Annotated in this window: 21 protein-coding genes; 6 read left to right on the top strand and 15 right to left on the bottom strand. The window is 66.2% G+C overall.

What is annotated here, in order from left to right:
- Nucleotides 1–87: 87 nt before the first annotated feature.
- On the top strand, nucleotides 88–531 hold the full coding sequence (locus tag U5A57_RS28170; RefSeq protein ID WP_233881541.1) for a thioesterase family protein: 444 nt from the start codon (nucleotides 88–90) through the stop codon (nucleotides 529–531).
- 12 nt (nucleotides 532–543) lie between these two features.
- Here U5A57_RS28170 and U5A57_RS28165 read toward each other — a convergent pair whose 3' ends face one another.
- The 3 genes from U5A57_RS28165 to U5A57_RS28155 all read right to left on the bottom strand — a co-directional run bounded on the left by U5A57_RS28165 (nucleotide 544) and on the right by U5A57_RS28155 (nucleotide 2,957).
- The gene (locus U5A57_RS28165; protein ID WP_321914906.1) at nucleotides 544–861 is read right to left on the bottom strand and encodes a YnfA family protein; all 318 of its coding nucleotides are present in this window, start codon (nucleotides 859–861) and stop codon (nucleotides 544–546) included.
- A gap of 77 nt (nucleotides 862–938) precedes the next feature.
- Nucleotides 939–1,742, bottom strand: a complete 804-nt coding sequence (phnX, locus tag U5A57_RS28160; RefSeq protein ID WP_321914904.1) for a phosphonoacetaldehyde hydrolase — start codon at nucleotides 1,740–1,742, stop codon at nucleotides 939–941.
- 54 nt (nucleotides 1,743–1,796) lie between these two features.
- Nucleotides 1,797–2,957 (bottom strand): 2-aminoethylphosphonate--pyruvate transaminase, encoded by a 1,161-nt coding sequence (locus tag U5A57_RS28155; RefSeq protein WP_321914903.1) that lies wholly within the window; start codon nucleotides 2,955–2,957, stop codon nucleotides 1,797–1,799.
- A gap of 138 nt (nucleotides 2,958–3,095) precedes the next feature.
- Between U5A57_RS28155 and U5A57_RS28150 the strand changes: the two genes are divergently transcribed.
- Nucleotides 3,096–3,953, top strand: a complete 858-nt coding sequence (locus U5A57_RS28150; protein WP_321914902.1) for a LysR substrate-binding domain-containing protein — start codon at nucleotides 3,096–3,098, stop codon at nucleotides 3,951–3,953.
- Nucleotides 3,954–3,973: 20 nt separating this feature from the next.
- Here the strand turns inward: U5A57_RS28150 and U5A57_RS28145 are convergent, their stop codons facing one another.
- The gene (locus tag U5A57_RS28145; protein ID WP_158757792.1) at nucleotides 3,974–4,195 is read right to left on the bottom strand and encodes a hypothetical protein; all 222 of its coding nucleotides are present in this window, start codon (nucleotides 4,193–4,195) and stop codon (nucleotides 3,974–3,976) included.
- Nucleotides 4,196–4,473: 278 nt separating this feature from the next.
- Between U5A57_RS28145 and U5A57_RS28140 the strand changes: the two genes are divergently transcribed.
- Nucleotides 4,474–5,145, top strand: coding sequence for a phosphoribosyltransferase (locus U5A57_RS28140; RefSeq protein ID WP_321914901.1), 672 nt, complete (start codon nucleotides 4,474–4,476; stop codon nucleotides 5,143–5,145).
- A gap of 67 nt (nucleotides 5,146–5,212) precedes the next feature.
- Here the strand turns inward: U5A57_RS28140 and U5A57_RS28135 are convergent, their stop codons facing one another.
- The gene (locus tag U5A57_RS28135) at nucleotides 5,213–5,509 is read right to left on the bottom strand and encodes a YciI-like protein (RefSeq protein WP_321914900.1); all 297 of its coding nucleotides are present in this window, start codon (nucleotides 5,507–5,509) and stop codon (nucleotides 5,213–5,215) included.
- A 215-nt stretch (nucleotides 5,510–5,724) separates the two neighbouring features.
- Between U5A57_RS28135 and U5A57_RS28130 the strand changes: the two genes are divergently transcribed.
- From U5A57_RS28130 to U5A57_RS28120, 3 genes are all read left to right on the top strand, one after another.
- A complete protein-coding gene (locus tag U5A57_RS28130) occupies nucleotides 5,725–6,051 on the top strand; it encodes a PsiF family protein (RefSeq protein ID WP_321914899.1) in 327 nt (108 codons plus the stop codon).
- Nucleotides 6,052–6,370: 319 nt separating this feature from the next.
- Nucleotides 6,371–6,814 carry a hypothetical protein gene (locus tag U5A57_RS28125; RefSeq protein WP_321914898.1) on the top strand — a complete coding sequence of 148 codons (444 nt, stop codon included), beginning with the start codon at nucleotides 6,371–6,373 and terminating at the stop codon, nucleotides 6,812–6,814.
- Between the two features lie 128 nt (nucleotides 6,815–6,942).
- Nucleotides 6,943–7,530 (top strand): YSC84-related protein, encoded by a 588-nt coding sequence (locus tag U5A57_RS28120; protein ID WP_321914897.1) that lies wholly within the window; start codon nucleotides 6,943–6,945, stop codon nucleotides 7,528–7,530.
- 33 nt (nucleotides 7,531–7,563) lie between these two features.
- Here U5A57_RS28120 and U5A57_RS28115 read toward each other — a convergent pair whose 3' ends face one another.
- The 10 genes from U5A57_RS28115 to mltG form a co-directional block, all read right to left on the bottom strand.
- Nucleotides 7,564–8,631: a glycosyltransferase family 4 protein gene (locus U5A57_RS28115; protein WP_321914896.1), complete on the bottom strand. Its 1,068-nt coding sequence runs from the start codon at nucleotides 8,629–8,631 to the stop codon at nucleotides 7,564–7,566.
- Nucleotides 8,632–8,895: 264 nt separating this feature from the next.
- Complete coding sequence (locus U5A57_RS28110) at nucleotides 8,896–10,062, bottom strand: AAA family ATPase (protein ID WP_321914895.1); 1,167 nt, start codon at nucleotides 10,060–10,062, stop codon at nucleotides 8,896–8,898.
- A gap of 105 nt (nucleotides 10,063–10,167) precedes the next feature.
- Complete coding sequence (otsA, locus tag U5A57_RS28105; protein WP_321914894.1) at nucleotides 10,168–11,574, bottom strand: alpha,alpha-trehalose-phosphate synthase (UDP-forming); 1,407 nt, start codon at nucleotides 11,572–11,574, stop codon at nucleotides 10,168–10,170.
- 100 nt (nucleotides 11,575–11,674) lie between these two features.
- The gene (locus U5A57_RS28100; RefSeq protein WP_321914893.1) at nucleotides 11,675–12,967 is read right to left on the bottom strand and encodes a mechanosensitive ion channel family protein; all 1,293 of its coding nucleotides are present in this window, start codon (nucleotides 12,965–12,967) and stop codon (nucleotides 11,675–11,677) included.
- Nucleotides 12,968–13,152: 185 nt separating this feature from the next.
- On the bottom strand, nucleotides 13,153–13,515 hold the full coding sequence (locus U5A57_RS28095; protein WP_028207010.1) for a Rap1a/Tai family immunity protein: 363 nt from the start codon (nucleotides 13,513–13,515) through the stop codon (nucleotides 13,153–13,155).
- Nucleotides 13,516–13,609: 94 nt separating this feature from the next.
- Entirely contained in the window at nucleotides 13,610–14,335 is a 726-nt protein-coding gene (locus U5A57_RS28090; protein WP_321914890.1) for an ankyrin repeat domain-containing protein, read from the bottom strand.
- A 67-nt stretch (nucleotides 14,336–14,402) separates the two neighbouring features.
- Complete coding sequence (locus U5A57_RS28085; protein WP_321914889.1) at nucleotides 14,403–15,188, bottom strand: TatD family hydrolase; 786 nt, start codon at nucleotides 15,186–15,188, stop codon at nucleotides 14,403–14,405.
- A gap of 41 nt (nucleotides 15,189–15,229) precedes the next feature.
- Nucleotides 15,230–16,273 (bottom strand): DNA polymerase III subunit delta', encoded by a 1,044-nt coding sequence (locus tag U5A57_RS28080; protein ID WP_321914888.1) that lies wholly within the window; start codon nucleotides 16,271–16,273, stop codon nucleotides 15,230–15,232.
- A gap of 87 nt (nucleotides 16,274–16,360) precedes the next feature.
- Entirely contained in the window at nucleotides 16,361–16,981 is a 621-nt protein-coding gene (tmk, locus tag U5A57_RS28075) for a dTMP kinase (protein ID WP_321914887.1), read from the bottom strand.
- Nucleotides 16,982–17,992, bottom strand: coding sequence for an endolytic transglycosylase MltG (gene mltG, locus U5A57_RS28070; RefSeq protein ID WP_321914886.1), 1,011 nt, complete (start codon nucleotides 17,990–17,992; stop codon nucleotides 16,982–16,984).
- Nucleotides 17,993–18,035 lie beyond the last annotated feature (43 nt).

The following is an 18,035-nucleotide window of genomic DNA, read 5'->3' as shown; positions in this document are numbered from 1 at the left end:
CGCGCCTGCCAACGCGCCCCGGCGCCCCGGCGCCCATGCCGTACAAGCCCGCTGGCGTCGCCCGTCCCCAATTTTTCGCATCGCATCATGGCCCGCATCGAGCTCCACTTTCCCGAAGACCAGTTCTATTACTCGACGCACCTCACAGTGCGCGTTACCGACATCAATTCGGCCAATCACCTCGCGAACGATTCGATGATCTCGATGATTTCCGAGGCGCGCGCGCGTTTTCTGTTCGACGCGGGCATCGAGGGCATGAAGGACGCGCACACGAGCATCATCGTGACCGATCTGGCCACGACCTATCGCGCCGAAGCCTACGCGCGCGACGCGCTCTGCTTCGAAGTGGGCATCATGGATTTCAACAAGTACGGCGGCGACATCATCTTTCGCATTACGCGGCCCGCCGACGGCGCGCTCATCGCCATGGCGAAATCCGGCTTCGTATTCTTCGATTACGAAGCGAAAAAGGTCGTACCGATGCCGCAGGCCTTTCGCGACAAGTTTCCGCAGGTCAATACCGTCGGTTGAGGTTCGCGCCGTTCAACGCGGCTGGAACATGATGAGCGCCATGCCGGCCAGCGTGAAGCCGATGCCGGCCCAGTCCCAGGGGCTTGGCCGGATCGCCTCGACGGCCCAGAGCCAGAGAATCGCCACGCACACATAAACGCCGCCATAGGCCGCATAGGTGCGCCCGGCGGCCGTGGGATGCAGCGTGAGCAGCCAGGCGAAAAGCGCAAGCGAAACAGCGGCCGGCAACAGAAGCCACGCGCTCGCGCCTTCGCGCAGCCACCGGTAAGGCAGATAGCAGCCGACGATCTCGGCGAGCGCGGTCACGACAAAAAGTAGAAACGTCTTCATGGGCGGCGGCCAATGACGGGGGCGCCCATGTTAGCGCAGGCGACGGGGTCGCCTGCAAAAGCCGCGCGAGATACGGCTTACGGCCGCTCGCCGCGGGCAAGCCGCGATTCGATCTCGTTCACCACGGGCAGCAGGTCGGCGACGCTGTCGATCACATAGTGCGCGCCCGCCGCGCGCAGACGCTCTACGGCCGCGGCGCGCCGGCGTGCGAATTCATCGGGGGCGAGCGCGTGGACTTCTTCCTCGGTCAGGCCGAAGGCGTTGCCGCTCACGGCGACCCCGACCGCCCACGTGCCGCCGTTGATGCCCTCTTCGATGCCGACTTCGGTGTCGTCCACCTTGATCGCATCGCGAGCGAGCCACACGCCGAGTTGCGGCAGCGTGCGGTAGATCATGTAGGGCGATGGCCGGCCCTCGGGCGTGTCGCCGGTGCAGACGATGCTGTCCGGCTCGAAGCCCTGTGCCTTCGCGCCCGGCACGATCTGGTCGATGATCTCCCGCGTGTAGCCGGTGGTCGAGCCGATGCGCACGCCATCGGCGCGCAGCGCGGCGGTCACGGCCGCCACGCCTGGAATGACGTCGCTGTACTGCGCGGCCACGGCAACGTTCTTCGGCACGAAGACGTCGTACACGGCGTCGATATCGGCCTCGCCCGGCGCGTGGCCGTAGCGCGCTTCCCATGCCGCCGCGACGCGCGGCAGCGCCATCAGCGCCGCGATGTGCGGACGCTTGGCCATGCCCATCGGCCCGCGCGCCTCGTCGATCGTGACCGGCACGCCGAATTGCTCGAAGGTCTCGACGAAGGCGCCCATTGGCGCGCGCGAGCCGTAGTCGACCACGGTGCCCGCCCAGTCGAAGATCACTGCCTTGACGTGTTTCATTGCATGCGTCCTGCCAAATAATCGGTGGTCTGTACTCTTAACAATAGCCGCGCATCAAGCGGCGAGCGCTTCGCGTGCGCCGAGATCGACTGGCGCGGGCGCGGCACTCGCCACGCCGAGCGCGCGCAGCGCTTCGCCGCATGCGGCCACGACGCGGCGCATGACGGTTTCGTCGAGCGCACCGATGCAGCCGATGCGAAAACTTTCCACACTGGTCAGCTTGCCCGGATAGATGATGAAACCCTGCGCCTTCATGAGCTCGTAAAAGCGCGTGAAGTCGAATGCGGGATCGGCCGGCGAAAAGAACGTGACGATGATGGGCGAGCGCCAGGATTCGGTCAGCAGCGGCTCGAAACCGAGCTCGCGCATGCCCTCGACGAGCACGTCGCGGTTGTGCGCATAGCGTGCAAGTCGCCCAGGCTGACCGCCTTCGAGCGCGTGCAGCCGCAGCGCCTCGATGAACGCGGCCACGGCATGCGTGGGCGGCGTGAAGCGCCACTGGCCGGTGCGGTTCATGACATCCCACTGGTCGTAGATGTCCAGCGCGAGCGAGTGGCTCACGCCCTTCGCGCGGCTCAGGACTTCTTTTTTTGCGATCACGAAGCCGAAGCCCGGCACGCCCTCGATGCACTTGTTCGCCGACGAAACGAACGCGTCGCAAGGCAGCGCGCGCACGTCGAGCGGAACGGCACCGAACGCGCTCATCGAGTCGATCAGGAGCCGCCGCCCCTGGCGCGCCGTCACGGCCGCGATCTCCTCGATCGGGTTCAGAATGCCGGAGCTGGTCTCGCAGTGCACGACGACGACATGCGTGACGTCCGGGTTCGCGACCAGCAGGCGCTCGACGTCCGCGGCGCGAGGCGGCAGGTAGTCACCGGTATCGTGCACGGTGTGCTGGCGGCCCAGGTAGCGCAGCGTCGTGGCAATGCGCTTGCCATACGCGCCGTTGGCGAGCACGAGCGCGTGGCCATCGCGCGGCACGAAGCTGCCGAGCATCGCCTCGACGCAATAGCTGCCGCTGCCCTGCAACGGCACGCAGTCATAGTCACCACGCTCGTCGCCCGCGATCTGGAGCAGCGCGGCGCGCAACTGCGCGGTCATGGCGCGGAAGTCGGCGTCCCACGAGCCCCAGTCGCGCTGCATCGCGGCCTTGGTCGAGGCCGCGGTGGTGAGCGGTCCGGGGGTCAGGAGATACGGCTCGGCGGGGGTGGTCATGCGGGCTCCGGTGGGCGTCAGGGCTGTCAATGGCGACACGTTAGCGCAGCGCCATCCATCGGTAAAATCGATATAATCGATGTCGATATAAGCCTGACTTATCCCTTGCCGTTTCCCCTGTTACCGGAGCGCTTCGACATGCAATACGCGCAGTTGCGTGCTTTTCACGCGGTCGCCGAACACGGCGGGTTCTCACGCGCCGCGCAGGCGCTCTCGCTCACGCAGCCGGCCGTATCGGACCACGTGAAGCGGCTCGAACAGGATTTCGGGGTCAAACTCTTCGAGCGCGGGCCGCGCGGCGTGGAACTCACGGAACTCGGGCGGCGGCTATTCGCGGTGACGCGTCAGATGGTGGGCTGCGAGCGCGACGCGCGGCGGCTGCTCGAAGCGGCGGGCGCGCTCGAATCGGGCGAACTCGCCCTCGCCGCCGACGCGCCGGACCTCGCGATCAAGTTGATCGGCGCGTTCAGGCGGCGCTATCCCGGCGTGGTAATCAAGCTCTCGATCGCGAACGCGACTGAATGCATGCGCCGCGTGCTCGCGAGCGAAGCCGACGCCGCGATCACGGCCGCGCGCCAGGTGCACAGCCGGTTGCAGGCGCGCGTGCTGCGCGAGGAACCGCTGGTCGCGGTGGTGCCCGCGGAGAGTCCCGCCGCGAAGAAGCGCCGCATGACCTATGAGGAACTCGTGCGCGAACCCATGGTGTTTCGCGAAACGCATTCGGTCACGCAGCAATTGCTCGAAGCCGAACTCGTGCGCAAAGGCTTGCAGGTCCAGCCCGTGCTCTATGTGGATGGGCGCGAGGCGCTGCAGACGGCCATCGCGCAAGGCGTGGGCGTGGGCGTGATCGCGCATGCGGAATTCGGCGAGTCACGGCGCATTCGCATGCTGCCGCTCGTGGACTGCCAGGTGCGCATGGTCGAATCGCTCACGCGCCTCGCCGACACGTCCTCGTCGAACCTGCTCGACGCGCTCTTTGCCACGCCGCTCGATTAAGGAGCGCGATGACCGGGCCTTCAGGAGACCACGATCGCCGTGCCGACCGCATGGAGCAGATCGCGCAGCGTCTCGGCCTGCTCCATGCGCGCGCCGTGCCGCAGGTGTATGCGCACGGCTCGGCCCGCGATGCCGTCGACCGGGCGCGCGAGCCATAGCTCGACGGCAAGCCCGAGGCCGTCAGGCGCATCGGGCACGACCGGTTCGACGACGCGCGGATTGAAGGAGGCGGATTCGGACATGGCGAGACCTCGTCGGTAGCGGGATCGACTTCATCGTAGCGAGGCAGCACGAGCGCGCCAAACGAGAAATCCGCGTATGCAAATGAATGCCGCCAGGCTTTGGATCGCGCTGGCAGTGGCATGCGCGAGCCGCTCGCACCATTCGCACCACTCGCACGGTGTGCGGCGTGCTGGCTGCGTGCGCGGCGTTGCTTTACGAGCAGCGTGCGCCTGTGAGTGGCAAACTGAACGCATCGTTGTGCGGCGGTTTGCCCGCAACGGAATCGGAGGATCTCCTCATGGAACGCCCCTTTACCGACCGCCGCGAGGCGGGCCGCTTGCTCGCCGGTCCGCTCTCGGCCTACGCGGGCAGACGCGACGTGATCGTGCTCGCGCTCCCGCGCGGCGGCGTGCCGGTAGGCTATGAAATCGCGAAGGCGCTGCACGTGCCGCTCGACGTTCTGCCCGTGTGCAAGCTCGGCCTGCCCTGGCAGGCGGAACTCGCCATGGGCGCGCTGTCGTCGAACGGCGCACAGTACGTGGACAGCTCGCTCGTGCGCAGCGCCGGCGTGAGCGAAGCGCAGTTGCAAAGCGCCATGGCGCTCGCGCGTATCGAGCTTGGCCGCCGCGAGGCGCGCTATCGCGGCGAACGTGCGCCGCTTGCCGTGGCGGGCCGGGTCGCGATTGTCGTCGACGACGGGATGGCCACAGGTGCGTCGCTCAAGGCCGCGGCGCTCGCACTTGCCACGCTTGGCCCGGCGCGCATTGTCGCGGCGCTTCCGGTCGCGCCCGCCGGCTCGCAAGAGCGCCTGAGCGGCGCCGTGGACGAATTCGTTTGCGCACGCATGCCCGAGGCGTTCTACAGCGTCGGCCAGTTCTACCTCGACTTCGATCAGGTCAGCGACGAGACCGTACGCGACCTGCTGGCGCTAGCGGCCGCTGAGGACGCAAACGGCGAAGCGCCAGTCTGAACCTCGTCCGCTGTTTGTGCTCGCACTCGATCGCACCCAGCCGCGCCCTATTGCACCCTGGCGCACCCTATCGCACCGGATTCGAAGCCGCTTCGCCCACCACCGTTTGCCAGGGCCGCACGCGCCACTGCTTCACTAGCCCTGAGCGCACATACGGGTCGGCGCGCGCGAACGCTTCTGCGGCGGCCGGGCTTTCGCCCTGGAAAAGCAGCAGCGCGTTGTCGACGGGATCGGCAATGGCTCCCCCGAGCAGTAGTTCGCCGCGTTCGGCGGCGGCCCAAGCGAGCGCCAGATGCGCGCTGCGGTGTTCGGGGCGGCGTTCGAGATAGTCGTCTGCAAGCTCGTACATCAAGAGGTAATGCATGCGTGTTCTCCGTGCTGTTGCGGCCGCGTCGGACGAGGTTGGCTGAGTCGACGGCCGATAGCGAACATTGTGCAGCAGCGCGCGCGTCAACCGAACACATCGCCGCATCGTTTTAATGGCGGCTTTGCCATAATGGCGGCGCACGCAAGACGCACCGTCCACAAGCGGCCAGGCCGCACGGTAACTCAGAACGACCAAACTCAAGGGAGTGAACGATGAAGATGCAATCCGTCATTGCTGCAATCGTGCTGGGCAGCGTGCTGGCCGCGCCGGCGTTCGCGCAAACCGCCGCGCCTGCTGCGCCCGCCGCGCCCGCTGCGAACAGCCAGCAAAACAAGATGAAGGCGTGCAACGCCCAGGCCGGCGACAAGAAAGGCGATGATCGCAAGGCTTTCATGAAGCAGTGTCTTTCGGCTGCCGGTGTTCCGGCTCCGACGATGACCCAGCAGGAGCGCATGAAGGCGTGCAACGCCCAGGCCGGCGACAAAAAGGGCGACGACCGCAAGGCTTTCATGAAGACGTGCCTTTCGACAAAGAGCTGAGCGAACCGAATTCAGGCACCCTTCTGAACGGCAGGTCCCACGCGCCGCAGCGTTTGCTGCGGCGCGTTTTTTTATGCGTCGGTTTTGTGCGCTGCAGCGTTCGCTCGATCTGCGCGCGCCCGGGTCTTCGGTTGTGCGAATCATCGTGGAAGGAGGCGAAGTCACCTGAAAACGCGCGGATTTGCGTAATCCAGCGCATTCAGCCTGGTCGTTTTTCTCCTATGATGGCTGGAGCGGCGGCCCCTGCCTGCGAAATCACCTATTAGCCATCGGGCAGCCGAGTTGACGTTGATGCCAAAGGCATCGAACGGAGGCGCAGATGGCATGGAGACACAAGAACCGCTGGTTTCGCCGCTGGCTGATGGTGATCACCTTCTGGCTTGTCCCGGTGATGATCGTCGCGGTGCGCGAGGTTCAGGACGAGATGGCGTACAACCGCGCGGACTTGCAGCGCGCGCTGACGACCTGGACCTTCACCGACGCCGAGCGTGACGCCGGCGCCGCGCTACGCTGCCACGGCACGCCAGACACCGCGCGTGCGGCCGGTTGCCCCGCCGCAGTGCTCGCGGCGAACGCGCAGCGCCAGCAGGAAGCGCGCGATGAATACGCGGTACGACGCACCACGCTCGCGGGCTATTTGTGGCACGCGTTCGTCGGTTACTGGGTCGTGCCCGCTGCGGTGCTGCTCGCGTTCGGCGTGCTGATCGGCGGCGTGAAGCGCGCCCTGCGGCGGCCCACGGCCAAACCGGTGCCGGAGCACTAGCTTCTTTCGTGCATGCGCCACCGCGCAGCGTTTGTGCTGCGCAGCCTCAAAGTGCGGAGCGGGACGTTCAGGTATAACAAACGGACGCCGTGACACCACGGCGCCCGGAAACCAGAACGGAGAATAAAATGGCCGTATCCCGCTTCATTTTGAAGGCTTCTGTCGCTATCGCCGTCGGCGCCGCGGCGCTCTCGGGCTGCACCACCACCGGCAGCCAGGCACCGAACGCCGCGACCAACGCGTCGCGCGCCGACTCAATCAACTCCGACGTCGACGCTACGCTTTCGCGTCTCTATCAAACCGTGCCAGGCTCGCGCGAACTGGTCAGCAAAGCTCGCGGCATCCTCGTGTTTCCGCGCGTGATCCAGGCGGGCATTGGCGTAGGCGGCGAGCACGGCGACGGCGCACTGCGCGTGGGCGGCAGCACGGTTGGCTTCTACAGCACGTCGTCGGCTTCGGTCGGCGCAACGCTCGGCGTGCAGTCGAAGTCGGTCGTCTATCTCTTCATGACGGAAGACGCGCTCGCGAAATTCCGCAATTCGAGCGGCTGGTCGGCAGGCGGCGACGCATCGGTCGCGCTCGTGAAGGTCGGCGCGAACGGCTCGATCGACACCACCACGGCCACCAAGCCCGTGCAGGTCTTCGTGCTCACCAACAGCGGGCTGATCGGCGACCTCTCGCTCGGCGGCACGAAGATCACGAAGCTCGACTTTTAAACGCGCGCAAGCGCGCCCGTTACGTCCGCGGGCTCAACTCGCGGACGTATCGATCACCTTGAAGCGCGAGCGCTTGTTCGCGCGAATCACGGCCTCATACGCCTGCACGTACTCCTGCGCCATGCGGTGCGAGGTGAAACGCTCTTCGAAGCGGCGCCGCACACCGGCACGCGTCACGCGCGAGATGCGGTTCACCGCCGCCACGGCACCAATCTCGTCCTCGACGATAAAACCCGTCACACCCTCTTCCACCACCTCCGGCACCGCGCCGCGATTGAACGCGACCACGGGCGTGCCGCATGCCATCGCCTCGATCATCACGAGGCCGAACGGCTCCGGCCAGTCGATCGGGAACAGCAGCGCATGCGCGCCGGAGAGGAATTCGGCCTTCTGGCTGTCGTTGATCTCGCCCACGTACTCGACGTGCGGCAGCGCGAGCAGCGGCTTGATGTCGCGCTCGAAATACTCGCGGTCCGCTTCGTCGACCTTGGCGGCGATGCGGATGGGCAACCCACAACGCCCGGCAATGCGTATTGCCGTGTCGACGCGCTTTTCCGGCGAAATGCGGCCGAGAAATGCAAGATAGCGCTGCTCCACGGGCTGCGGCGTATAGAGCGTCTCGGGCAGGCCGTGGTAGACCGTGCGCAGCCAGCGCGCCTGCGGCATCGGCTGACGCTGTGAGTTCGAGATCGAAATGACGGGCGCGGTGTTGAACGTATCGAACACCGGCTGCTGTTCGGGCAGGTCGAGGCGGCCGTGCAGCGTCGTCACGAACGGCGTTTCCTGGCGCTTGAACACCGAAAACGAGTAGTAGTCCATATGGAAGTGCAACACATCGAACTGGTCGGCCTGACGGCGCACCATTTCCATGAGGAGCATGTGCGGCGCGATGCGGTCGCGAATGCCGGGGTCTAGCCGCAGCGCGCGCGGCCACACGGGCTCGAGCTTCGCGCTCGTGAGCGAATCGCCGCTCGCGAACAGCGTGACGTCGTGCCCGAGTTCGACCAGCGCTTCGGTGATGTATGAAACAGCGCGCTCGGTGCCGCCATAGAGCTTGGGCGGGACCGATTCGGTCAGCGGGGCGATCTGCGCAATTCTCATCGAGTGTCTCCAGGAAACGGGGCCGCGTTGCCCGTTCTTGCGGTGCTGGACATTCTAAGGCAGCCGGACCCGGCCTCCGCGGCCCGGGCTTACCCCGGGTAAGCACGGATTGTTGCGGGGTTGGGTCCGGTCAGGCCTGCGCGACGGGCAACTGTCCCATTCGGCTATCCCCATTATTCGGCAAGCGGGCGACGTGCGCCGTCAGTCTTTCAATTTCTATACGGTGTTACATGCCGAAACAATCCCTGCGTTTGCCCTGCCGGCCTACCTGGCGGGCCATTTCCATGCCGGCGCGTCGAGCGTGTCCGGATCGGCGAATCCGGTTGTGCCGAGGCGCCGCTCGAGCACGACCGACTGGCTGCCCGCCTCGCGCTCCAGTGCCGCCACGAGCCGCGCCGCGTGCGAGACCACGATGACCTGCGAGTGCCGCGACGCCCGCGCGATGAGCCGTGCAAGCGACGGCAGCAGGTCCGGGTGCAGGCTCGTCTCGGGCTCGTCGAGCACCAGCAGGCCGGGCGGCCGCGGGCTCAGCAGCGCCGCCGCGAGCAACAGGTAACGCAAGGTCCCGTCCGAGAGCTCCGCGCCGCGCAGCGGCCGTAGCAACCCCTCCTGGCGCAGCGCCACCTCGAAACGGCCCTCGTGATTCACGATCTCCACGCGCGCGCCCGGAAAGGCGTCGCCAATGGCGGTGTCGAGCGCCTGCCCGTCGCCGATCTCGCGGATCGTTTGCAGCGCGGCGGCGAGGTTGGCGCCGTCGTCGGCTAGCACTGGCGAATGCGTGCCGATCTGCACCTGGCGCGCGCTCGCGTGTTCGTCGGTGCGGAAGTGGTCGTAGAAGCGCCACGAGCGGATCTGCTCGCGCACGGCGATCATTTCAGGCGCGCTGCGCGGGTCGGCGTACTCGGTCATCATGCTGTCGAAGCTCGCCACAGGCTGCGCGAGCGTCGTCCATTCGCCCGATGCGTCGCGGATGCGGATCATCGGCCCCTGGCGGTCCACGAGCAGCGCCGAAGGCCGCAGGATCGGTCCGCTCCAGATGCACTCGCGCTTGATGACCGGGTCCAGCGAAAACTGCGAGGTGGACGAAGGCAACGGCAATCCCAGGTCGATCGCGTAGCCAAAGGCGTCGGCCGCGAAGCCAAGGCGCAGGCTCACCGCGTCTTTGCGCACCGTGCCCTGCACGGCGTACTCACCCGCTGCGACCGCGCGCGAGAAGCGCTCGGGGCCCGCCCATAGCGTCGATTGCAGGCCGCCTTCGCGCGCCAGCGACGGAATCACGCCGCCGCGCGCCGTGAGCGCGAGCAGGCGCAGCGCGCGATAGAGATTCGACTTGCCGCTGCCGTTCGGGCCGGTCACGACGTTGAGCGCGCCCAGCGGCACGATGAGCTCGCGCAGCGAGCGGTAATTGGCGATGGCGAGCGTAGTCAGCATGAACGTGCGTGGCGAGTGCCTTGGGTGATGCCTTGGTGGTGCCTCGATAAGCCACGCATCATACGCAATCGTTCAGCCACGCGAACCGCCTGTGCCCTGCATCCGTCAGCGCGGCTGGGGCACTGCCGCGAGATCGCGCAGGAAGCTGTCGCGCCACACGCCCAGATCGTTGCGTCTGAGCGCCTCCATGTTGGTCTGATAGCGCGCCTGGCGTTCTTCGAGCGGCATCGAGAGCGCGCGCTCCAGCGCTTCCGACATACCGGCCGCATCGTGAGGATTCACGAGCAACGCACCGGAAAGTTCAGCCGCGGCGCCCGCGAAGATCGAGAGCACGAGCACGCCCGGATCGGCGGGATTCTGCGCGGCCACATACTCCTTGGCGACGAGGTTCATGCCGTCGTGCAGCGGCGTCACATAGCCGATTTGCGACTCGCGAAAGAGCGACATCAGTTTCCAGCGGTCGTACTGCTGGCTCAGATAGCGGATTGGCGTGTAATCGAGGCTCGAATAGCGGCCGTTGATGCGCCCCGCCTCGCGCTCCAGTTCCTCGCGTATGACCTTGTAGCTCGCGACGTCCGAGCGTGTGGGCGGCGCGATCTGCACGAGCGTGACCTTGCCGCGCCATTCGGGCGATGTTTCCAGCAACTGCTCGAACGCGTGGAACCGCTCGACGAGCCCCTTGGAGTAGTCGAGCCGGTCCACGCTCATGATGAGCTTGCGCCCTTCCAGACTCTGCTTGAGATCGAGCACGTGCTGGCGGCTTTCATAGCGCGCAGCCTGCTCGGCGATTTCATCGGGAAACACGCCGATGCGGTAGACACCCGTGCGCAGTTTGCGGCCGTACGCCTCGACCTCCCCATGCTCCGGATTCTCCGCGCGCGCTCCCACCTTGCCGCGCGCCTCGCGCGCAATGTAGTCGTGAAACGCCTGCTGGTCGTTTTGCGTCTGGAAGCCCAGCAGGTCGTAGCAGCACAGCGATCTGACGAGTTCCTCGTGCGGTGGAATGGTCTGCAGCACTTGCGGCGAAGGAAACGGAATATGCAGGAAGAAGCCGATACGGTTGCGCACGCCTTCCGAGCGCAGCGCTTCGGCGAACGGAATCAGGTGATAGTCGTGAACCCAGATGTTGTCGTCCGGGTGAAGCAGCTTCATGAGCTTGTGCGCGAGCCACGCGTTCACGCGCCGGTAGCCCGCATATTCGTCGCGCTCGTAGCGCGCAAGGTCGTTGCGGTAGTGGAAGACCGGCCACAGCGTGGCGTTCGAGAAGCCGCGGTAGTACTGATCGTAGTCCTTGCGCGTGAGGCCGACCGTTGCGAAGGTGACGGGGCCGTCTTCGACGAGCGTCGGCCCCGCGTTCGCCACCGTCTCGCTCACCACGTCGCCACTCCAGCCGAACCACACGCCGCCCGCGTCCTTCAGCGCGCCGAACACGCCAACCGCGAGCCCGCCCGCCGAGCCTTTGGTTTCGGTCGGCGTCGCCACGCGGTTCGAGACGACTATCAGTCTGCCCATCTTGCCGTTCCTCCTCCTGTCCTCGCACTGCTGCATCGACTGCGCAATGGATTGCCCGAGCAGCATGCCGCCGTTGTGCGCAGGTGACCTTCGCTGCGGTTCAGGCTCCCTCGCGGCGACTTTCAGTCGCCGGCTCACGGGCGCTGGCGGCATCGGTCGCGTTGGCGTCCGTCGCCGCCGCCTGGCGACGCACCTCCAGTTCCTCGCTATCCCCCGGCACGCGTGTGCCCGTCACGGGATCGGCCTCAGTATGAGCCGCCGTGCTCGCCGCAGCCTGCCGCGCCGGGCGCCGCACGAACGACGACACGTCGCCGCTGCTGCTTTCGAGTTCCGCGGAAACCTCGGCGCGCGCACGCGGCAGGAACTGCGGATAGTGCTCGTTGACGAAATCGAGCAGCCCTTCGCGCACGCGGCAACGCAAATCGAAGTTCAGGCCCGAGTCGCGCGAACTCACGAGCACGCGCACCTGCATGGCGCGCTCGTTGGCGTCGGTGACCTGTAGAACCTGCACGCGGCGGTCCCATTCGGGCGCGCCGTCGACGATGCGCGCGAGCGCCTCGCGCAGCGGCGCGAGCGGCATGCGGTAGTCGAGCCACAGAAACACCGTGCCGATGATCTGCGAACTGCTGCGCGTCCAGTTCGCGAACGGATTCTCGATAAACCACTGCAGCGGCACGATGAGCCGCCGCTGGTCCCAGATCCGCACCGAAACGTAGGTGCCCGTGATTTCCTCGATGCGCCCCCACTCGCCCTGGATCACGACCACGTCGTCGAGCCGGATCGGCTGCGAGAGCGCGATCTGCAAACCGGCGATCAGATTCCCTAGCACGGGGCGTGCCGCGATACCGGCAACGAGACCGGCAACGCCCGCCGAAGCGAGCAGGCTCGCACCGATCTGCCTCACGTTCGGGAAGGTCATGAGCGCCGCGCCCACCCCCACGATGATGATGAGCACCATCACCGTGCGCGCGAGCACGCGGGCCTGGGTGTGAATGCGGCGGGCCTGGAGGTTGTCGGCGATGTCGAGCGGATGCGCGGCGATGATGGCTTCGCCAATCGCGGCCGCGCAGCGCACCGAAAGCCAGGTGATCGCGGCGATCAGCGCGAACGCGCACAACTCGCGCAGGCCGTCGATGTGCCTGAGCGTGTCGGGCGCCTGCCACCAGACGAACTCGATCGCGAGGATGGCGAGGACGGCCAAAGCCGGCTTGCGGATATAGCGCAAGAACCCGCTGACGCGCGGATACGGGCGTGCGATGCGCAGCAGGACGCGGCCGCCGACCCAGTGCATGGCGAACGCGAGAACGAGCGCGAGCGCGCTCACGAGCAACGTGCCGAGCCAGTCGTGCAACGGCGCGTCGGTAAAACGGGAGAGATCGTCGAGTGTCGGCATCTGCGGCCAGTTCCTCCTGAGCATCCTGAGCAAAAAGGTGACTCTTGGAAACGGCACGGGCGCCAGGCCCGCGGACGGCCACGGCGACGGTTCAACTGGCCTCGCAGCGGCCTCGATGATGAGTGGCGCGGCGAGAGAAGGCGCCGCGCCGTGCTACCTGTTACATCTACAACAACCGACTGGCCTCAGCTGCCGTTGCCGGTCTTGCAGGGAAACGCCTTGCCAAGCCCGAGCGAAATGGCGGTGCTGGCGTTATAGCCTGCCACGTTCGGGTTGTCGGCGATGTACTTGCGCACCGCGTCGGTCAGTTGCGCGGAGCGCGCGTCGGGCGGCAGGCAGAAGTATTGACCCACGCGCGGCCCGGTAGTGCCGCCAATGGCGTCGATCGTGTTGAAAATGCCGTCGGCGGCACCTTCGATATAGGCAGCGCACGCACTGCGCGAAGCCACGTCGGTCTTCGTGCAGAGCCGGTTGAGGTCGCTTGCCGTGAATGCGAAAGCGGAGAGCGGCAACGCCATCGCGCCCGCACAGATCAGAACCCGCAGCATGGTTCTCCTTGAATTGTCGTGGGGAGCGGCGCCGCGAGCATGTCGAGCGCCGCCGGTCGGCCGCGTTGGTCCAGTGCGGCCTCCTTCATCCCCATTATTTTGCACTGTTTTGCGGCGCTGCCGGGGCCGCCGTGGAGAGGCCAGCCTGCGTCATGCGCGCCGTCAGGTCCTTGATCGCGTCCGGCGCCTTGTACTGGCGCGCGAAATCGAGCGCCGTCATGCCGATCTGGTTCTTGGCGCCCAGCGTCGCGCCGTGCTCGAGCAGCATCTGGAGCGTCGTGAGATGGTCGCCGCGCGCGGCCATCATCAGCGGCGTCGTGCCGTTGGGCGAGAGCGCGTTGACGTCGGCCGAATAGCCGATCAGGAGCTTCGCAACGTCGTCGTTGCCGTTCGCGGCGGCGTAGTGCAGCGGCGTCCAGCCCTTCTTGTTGACCTCGGCGCCCTTGGCGATGAGCAGCTTCACGAAGTCCACGTCGCCGTTCAGCGAGGCCAGCATCAGCGCGTTTTCGCCTGCACGGTCTTCGGCGGCGATGTTCGTCTTCGGGTTGTCGAGCAGCACCGCCCCAACCTTGTCGGACTTCTCGCGCGCCGCGATCACGAGGAGCGGCATGCCCTGGTCGTCCGTGGCGTTCGGGTCCATGCCGTTTGCGAGCGCTTTTTGCACGCCCTTGTCGTCGTCGAACTTGACGCTCTTGATGAGCGAGTCGATCGGAGCGGCGTGGGCCGCGGCGCCAAACAGCGTGGCGGCGACGCCGAGCACGAGCGCGGCGGCGGTACGGCGGACAGGGTTTGCGGCGTGCGGAAGCGGTTTCGAGTTCATGTCAAGCCTTAACGTTATCTGCTATGTCGTTGATATTTAACACCATTGACAGCATGCGGTTTGCGATTCAAGCCTGAGGCTGGATCTTGAAGAGCCGGAAAAAGTTCTGTGTGGTGACAGCGCCGAGTTCGGCGTCCGGCAACCCGCGTTGCTGGGCAATGAATCTTCCGACATGGCTCACGTACGCAGGTTCATTGGGTTTGCCACGAAATGGCACTGGCGCAAGGTATGGCGAATCGGTTTCGATCAAAAGGCGCTCGATCGGCACGCGGCGCGCGACCTCCTGCACATCCGTCGCGCTCTTGAACGTCACGATGCCCGAAAGCGAGATGTAAAAATTCTGCGCAAGTGCGCGCTCGGCAATCGCCCACGGTTCCGTGAAGCAATGCATCACGCCGCCGGGCTCGCCCGCGCGCTCTTCTTCCATGATGCGCAGGGTGTCGTCGGAAGCCGCGCGCGTATGGACGATGAGCGGTTTGCCCGTGGCGTGCGCCGCGCGAATGTGGGTGCGAAAGCGCTCGCGCTGCCACTCCATGTCGGCGATCGTGCGCTCGCCCAGGCGATAGTAATCGAGCCCCGTTTCGCCGATCGCGATCACCTTCGGATGCTCGGCCAGCTCGACCAGTTCGGCCACGCTGGGCTCGCGCATGTGCTCGTGGTCGGGATGCACGCCCACCGACGCGTAGACGTTCTCGTAGCGGCTCGCGATGTCGAGCACCGAAGGCAGCGTTTCGAGGTCCACCGACACGCACAGCGCGTGCGTGACAGCGTTCTCGCGCATGTTCTCGAGCACCTGCGGGAGGCGGTCGCCGAGGCCCTCGAAGTTGATGTGGCAATGTGAATCGACAAACATGGGTGGTCCTGCGATGAAAGATTCAGGCCGGAGCGCGAGCGTCAGGCGAACAGTTCACGATAGCCGAGAAAGAGTTCCTCGAACACGAGGCGCGCATTCAGCGGATGGTTTTCCACGGCGCGCTGGCGCGTGACCGTTTTCAGGTAGCGCGCCAGCGCCGCCGCGTCGAGCTTCGCGGCGCAGCGCGCGAGGCCGTTCGTGGCCTGCGGGAAATAGCGCGGACGGCCTGCGGTGTGCTGGGCGAGCAGATCGTAGACCCAGCGCTGCAGCCAGCCGAGCACGAGCGGCACCGGCAGCTTTTGCAGCGTCTCGCCACAGGCAAAAGCGTCGCAAGCCGGGCCCGCCGCGAGCTGGGCCAGCGTCCAGTCGCGCAGCGTGCGGTTTTCGTCGTTCGCGAGCGCGAGCGCCGCGAGCGGCGCGCCGCCGGCTTCGGCGAGCAGCGCCGGCGCGTCGTCCACGCCCTGCTGCGCGAGCCAGGCCGTGGCGGCTTCGGGCGCGGGCGTGCCCATGGGCCACTGCCGGCAACGGCTGATGATGGTCGGCAGCAGGCGGTCGATGCGCGCCGATACGACGAGGAACACCACACCCGCAGGCGGCTCTTCGAGCGTCTTCAGCAGCGCGTTCGCGGCGGCGACGTTCAGCGCCTCGGCCGGGTACAGCACGACCACACGCAGGCCGCCGCGGTGCGAGCCCACGCCTGTGAAGTCGAGCAGCGCGCGCACCTGCTCGATGCGGATTTCCTTGCTCGGCGCGCGGCCCTTCTTGCCTTCTTCGCCGTCACCCTTGTCTGCTTTCTCAGCCTTGGCGTCGTCTTCGCCGGCCTGGCCGATTTCACCCGCCAGAGCCTCCGGCACGACGATCCGGTAATCCGGATGATTGCCCTGAACAAACCAGTTGCACGCCGCACAGGCGCCGCACGGCTCGCCGTTGGCCTGCGGCGCTTCGCAGAGCAGTCCCTTCGCCAGATGCTGGGCGAACTGGAGCTTGCCGATACCCGCCTGGCCGTGCAGCAGCAGCGCATGCGGCCAGTGGCTGCGCAGTTGCTGCAGGCGTTGCCAGTCGTCGGTTTGCCAAGGATAGATCATCTTTAAAATCAATCGGTTAGGCGATTTTCACGAGAAATTACACAAAAATCGCGCAGCCATATAAGAGAACCAAATATCGCTTTGAAATCAGAGTGTTGCAATCACTTGCTCGAGCTTGGCGCGAATCGCGTCGATACCCTGCGACGAATCGATGATCGAGAAACGGTACGGCGCCTCTTCCGCACGGCGCAAGTACTCGGTGCGCGTGCGATTGAAGAACGCGTCGGATTCGCTTTCGAAGCGGTCGGGCTCGCGCGCCGCACCTCGCCGTTCGCTCGCCGTATCGGGCGGCAGGTCGAACAGTACGGTGAGGTCTGGCTGGAACCCGCCCTGCACCCAGCGCTCCAGCGTTTCGAGCTTGTCGCGCGGCAGCCCGCGGCCGCCGCCCTGGTAGGCGAAGGTGGCATCGCTGAAGCGGTCGGACAGCACCCAGTCGCCGCGCGCGAGCGCGGGCTCGATCACCTTGGCGAGGTGCTCGCGGCGCGCCGCGAACATCATCAGCGCCTCGGTTTCGAGGTCCATCGGCTGATGCAGCACGAGATCGCGGATCGATTCGCCAAGCGGCGTGCCGCCCGGTTCGCGCGTCATGACGACCGTTCGGCCCGAGGGCGCGAGTTTCTCGACGAGCTGATCGCGAAACCAAGCGAGATGCGTGGTCTTGCCCGCGCCGTCGATGCCTTCGAACGTGATGAATCGGCCCCGCGCCATTTAGTTACCCCGGATGTATTTGTCGACGGCCTTGTTGTGGTCGACAAGATTGTCTGAAAAAACGCTGCTGCCGTCGCCGCGCGCCACGAAGTACAGCGCGGCCGTCGATGCCGGATTGAGCGCCGCCTCGATCGCCGCGGCGCCGGGCAGCGCAATGGGCGTTGGCGGCAATCCAAGGCGCAGGTAGGTATTGTAAAGAGTCTCCGACTGCAGATCGCGCTTGCGCAAATGCCCCGCGTAGGTGTCGCCGAGGCCGTAGATCACGGCCGGGTCCGTCTGCAGCGGCATGCCCACTTTCAGCCGGTTCGAGAACACGGCCGCCACGAGCGCGCGGTCGGCGGCGCGGCCCGTCTCCTTCTCCACGAGCGAAGCGAGCGTCAGCGCCTCGTAGGGCGACTTGAGCGGCAAGCCAGGCGCGCGCGCGGTCCACGCTTCGTTCAGACGCGTTTGCATCAGATGATAGGCACGGCGATAGACATCGAGATCGCTCGCCCCCTTGTCGAAGAGATAAGTGTCGGGGAAAAACAACCCTTCCCCGCTGCCGTTCGGCGCGGCCGGCGCGCCGATCGCCGCAAGCAGCTCGGCATCGCTCATGCCGGCCGTGTCGTGGCGCAGCGCAGGGTTCGCGTCGAGTTCGGCGCGCATGTGCTTGAAGGTCCAGCCTTCGATGATCGTGGCCACGGACTCGTTCACGTCGCCAAGCGCCATCTTCTGGAGCACGTCATACGGCGTGACACCCGCCTTGAACTCGTAGTTGCCCGATTTAAGCTGGCTTTGCAGGCCGAGCACGCGCGTCATGAGCACGAAAAGCTGTGTCTGCACGGGCACGCCGCCGCGCCGCAATTGCAGCGTGACGCTGCGCACGGTGCTGTGCGGCTTGATGGTGACGTCGAGCTGTGGGGCGGCAAGTTCGAGGGGCGTGGTGGCCCAGCGCCATACGCCGCCCGCCGCGGCGGCGCCAATCACGACTAGCGCGGCGCCGGCAACAAGGCATTTCTTCAGGAGGGACATGGAAACACGACTCAGGGGGACCTCATATAATAACTGCTTGCCT

The sequence above is a fragment of the Paraburkholderia sp. J11-2 genome, from assembly GCF_905220185.1.
In the GTDB taxonomy this organism is placed as follows: domain Bacteria; phylum Pseudomonadota; class Gammaproteobacteria; order Burkholderiales; family Burkholderiaceae; genus Paraburkholderia.
Note: the sequence above shows the minus strand (reverse complement) of the source record. Positions and strands in the feature narration are given on the sequence as shown.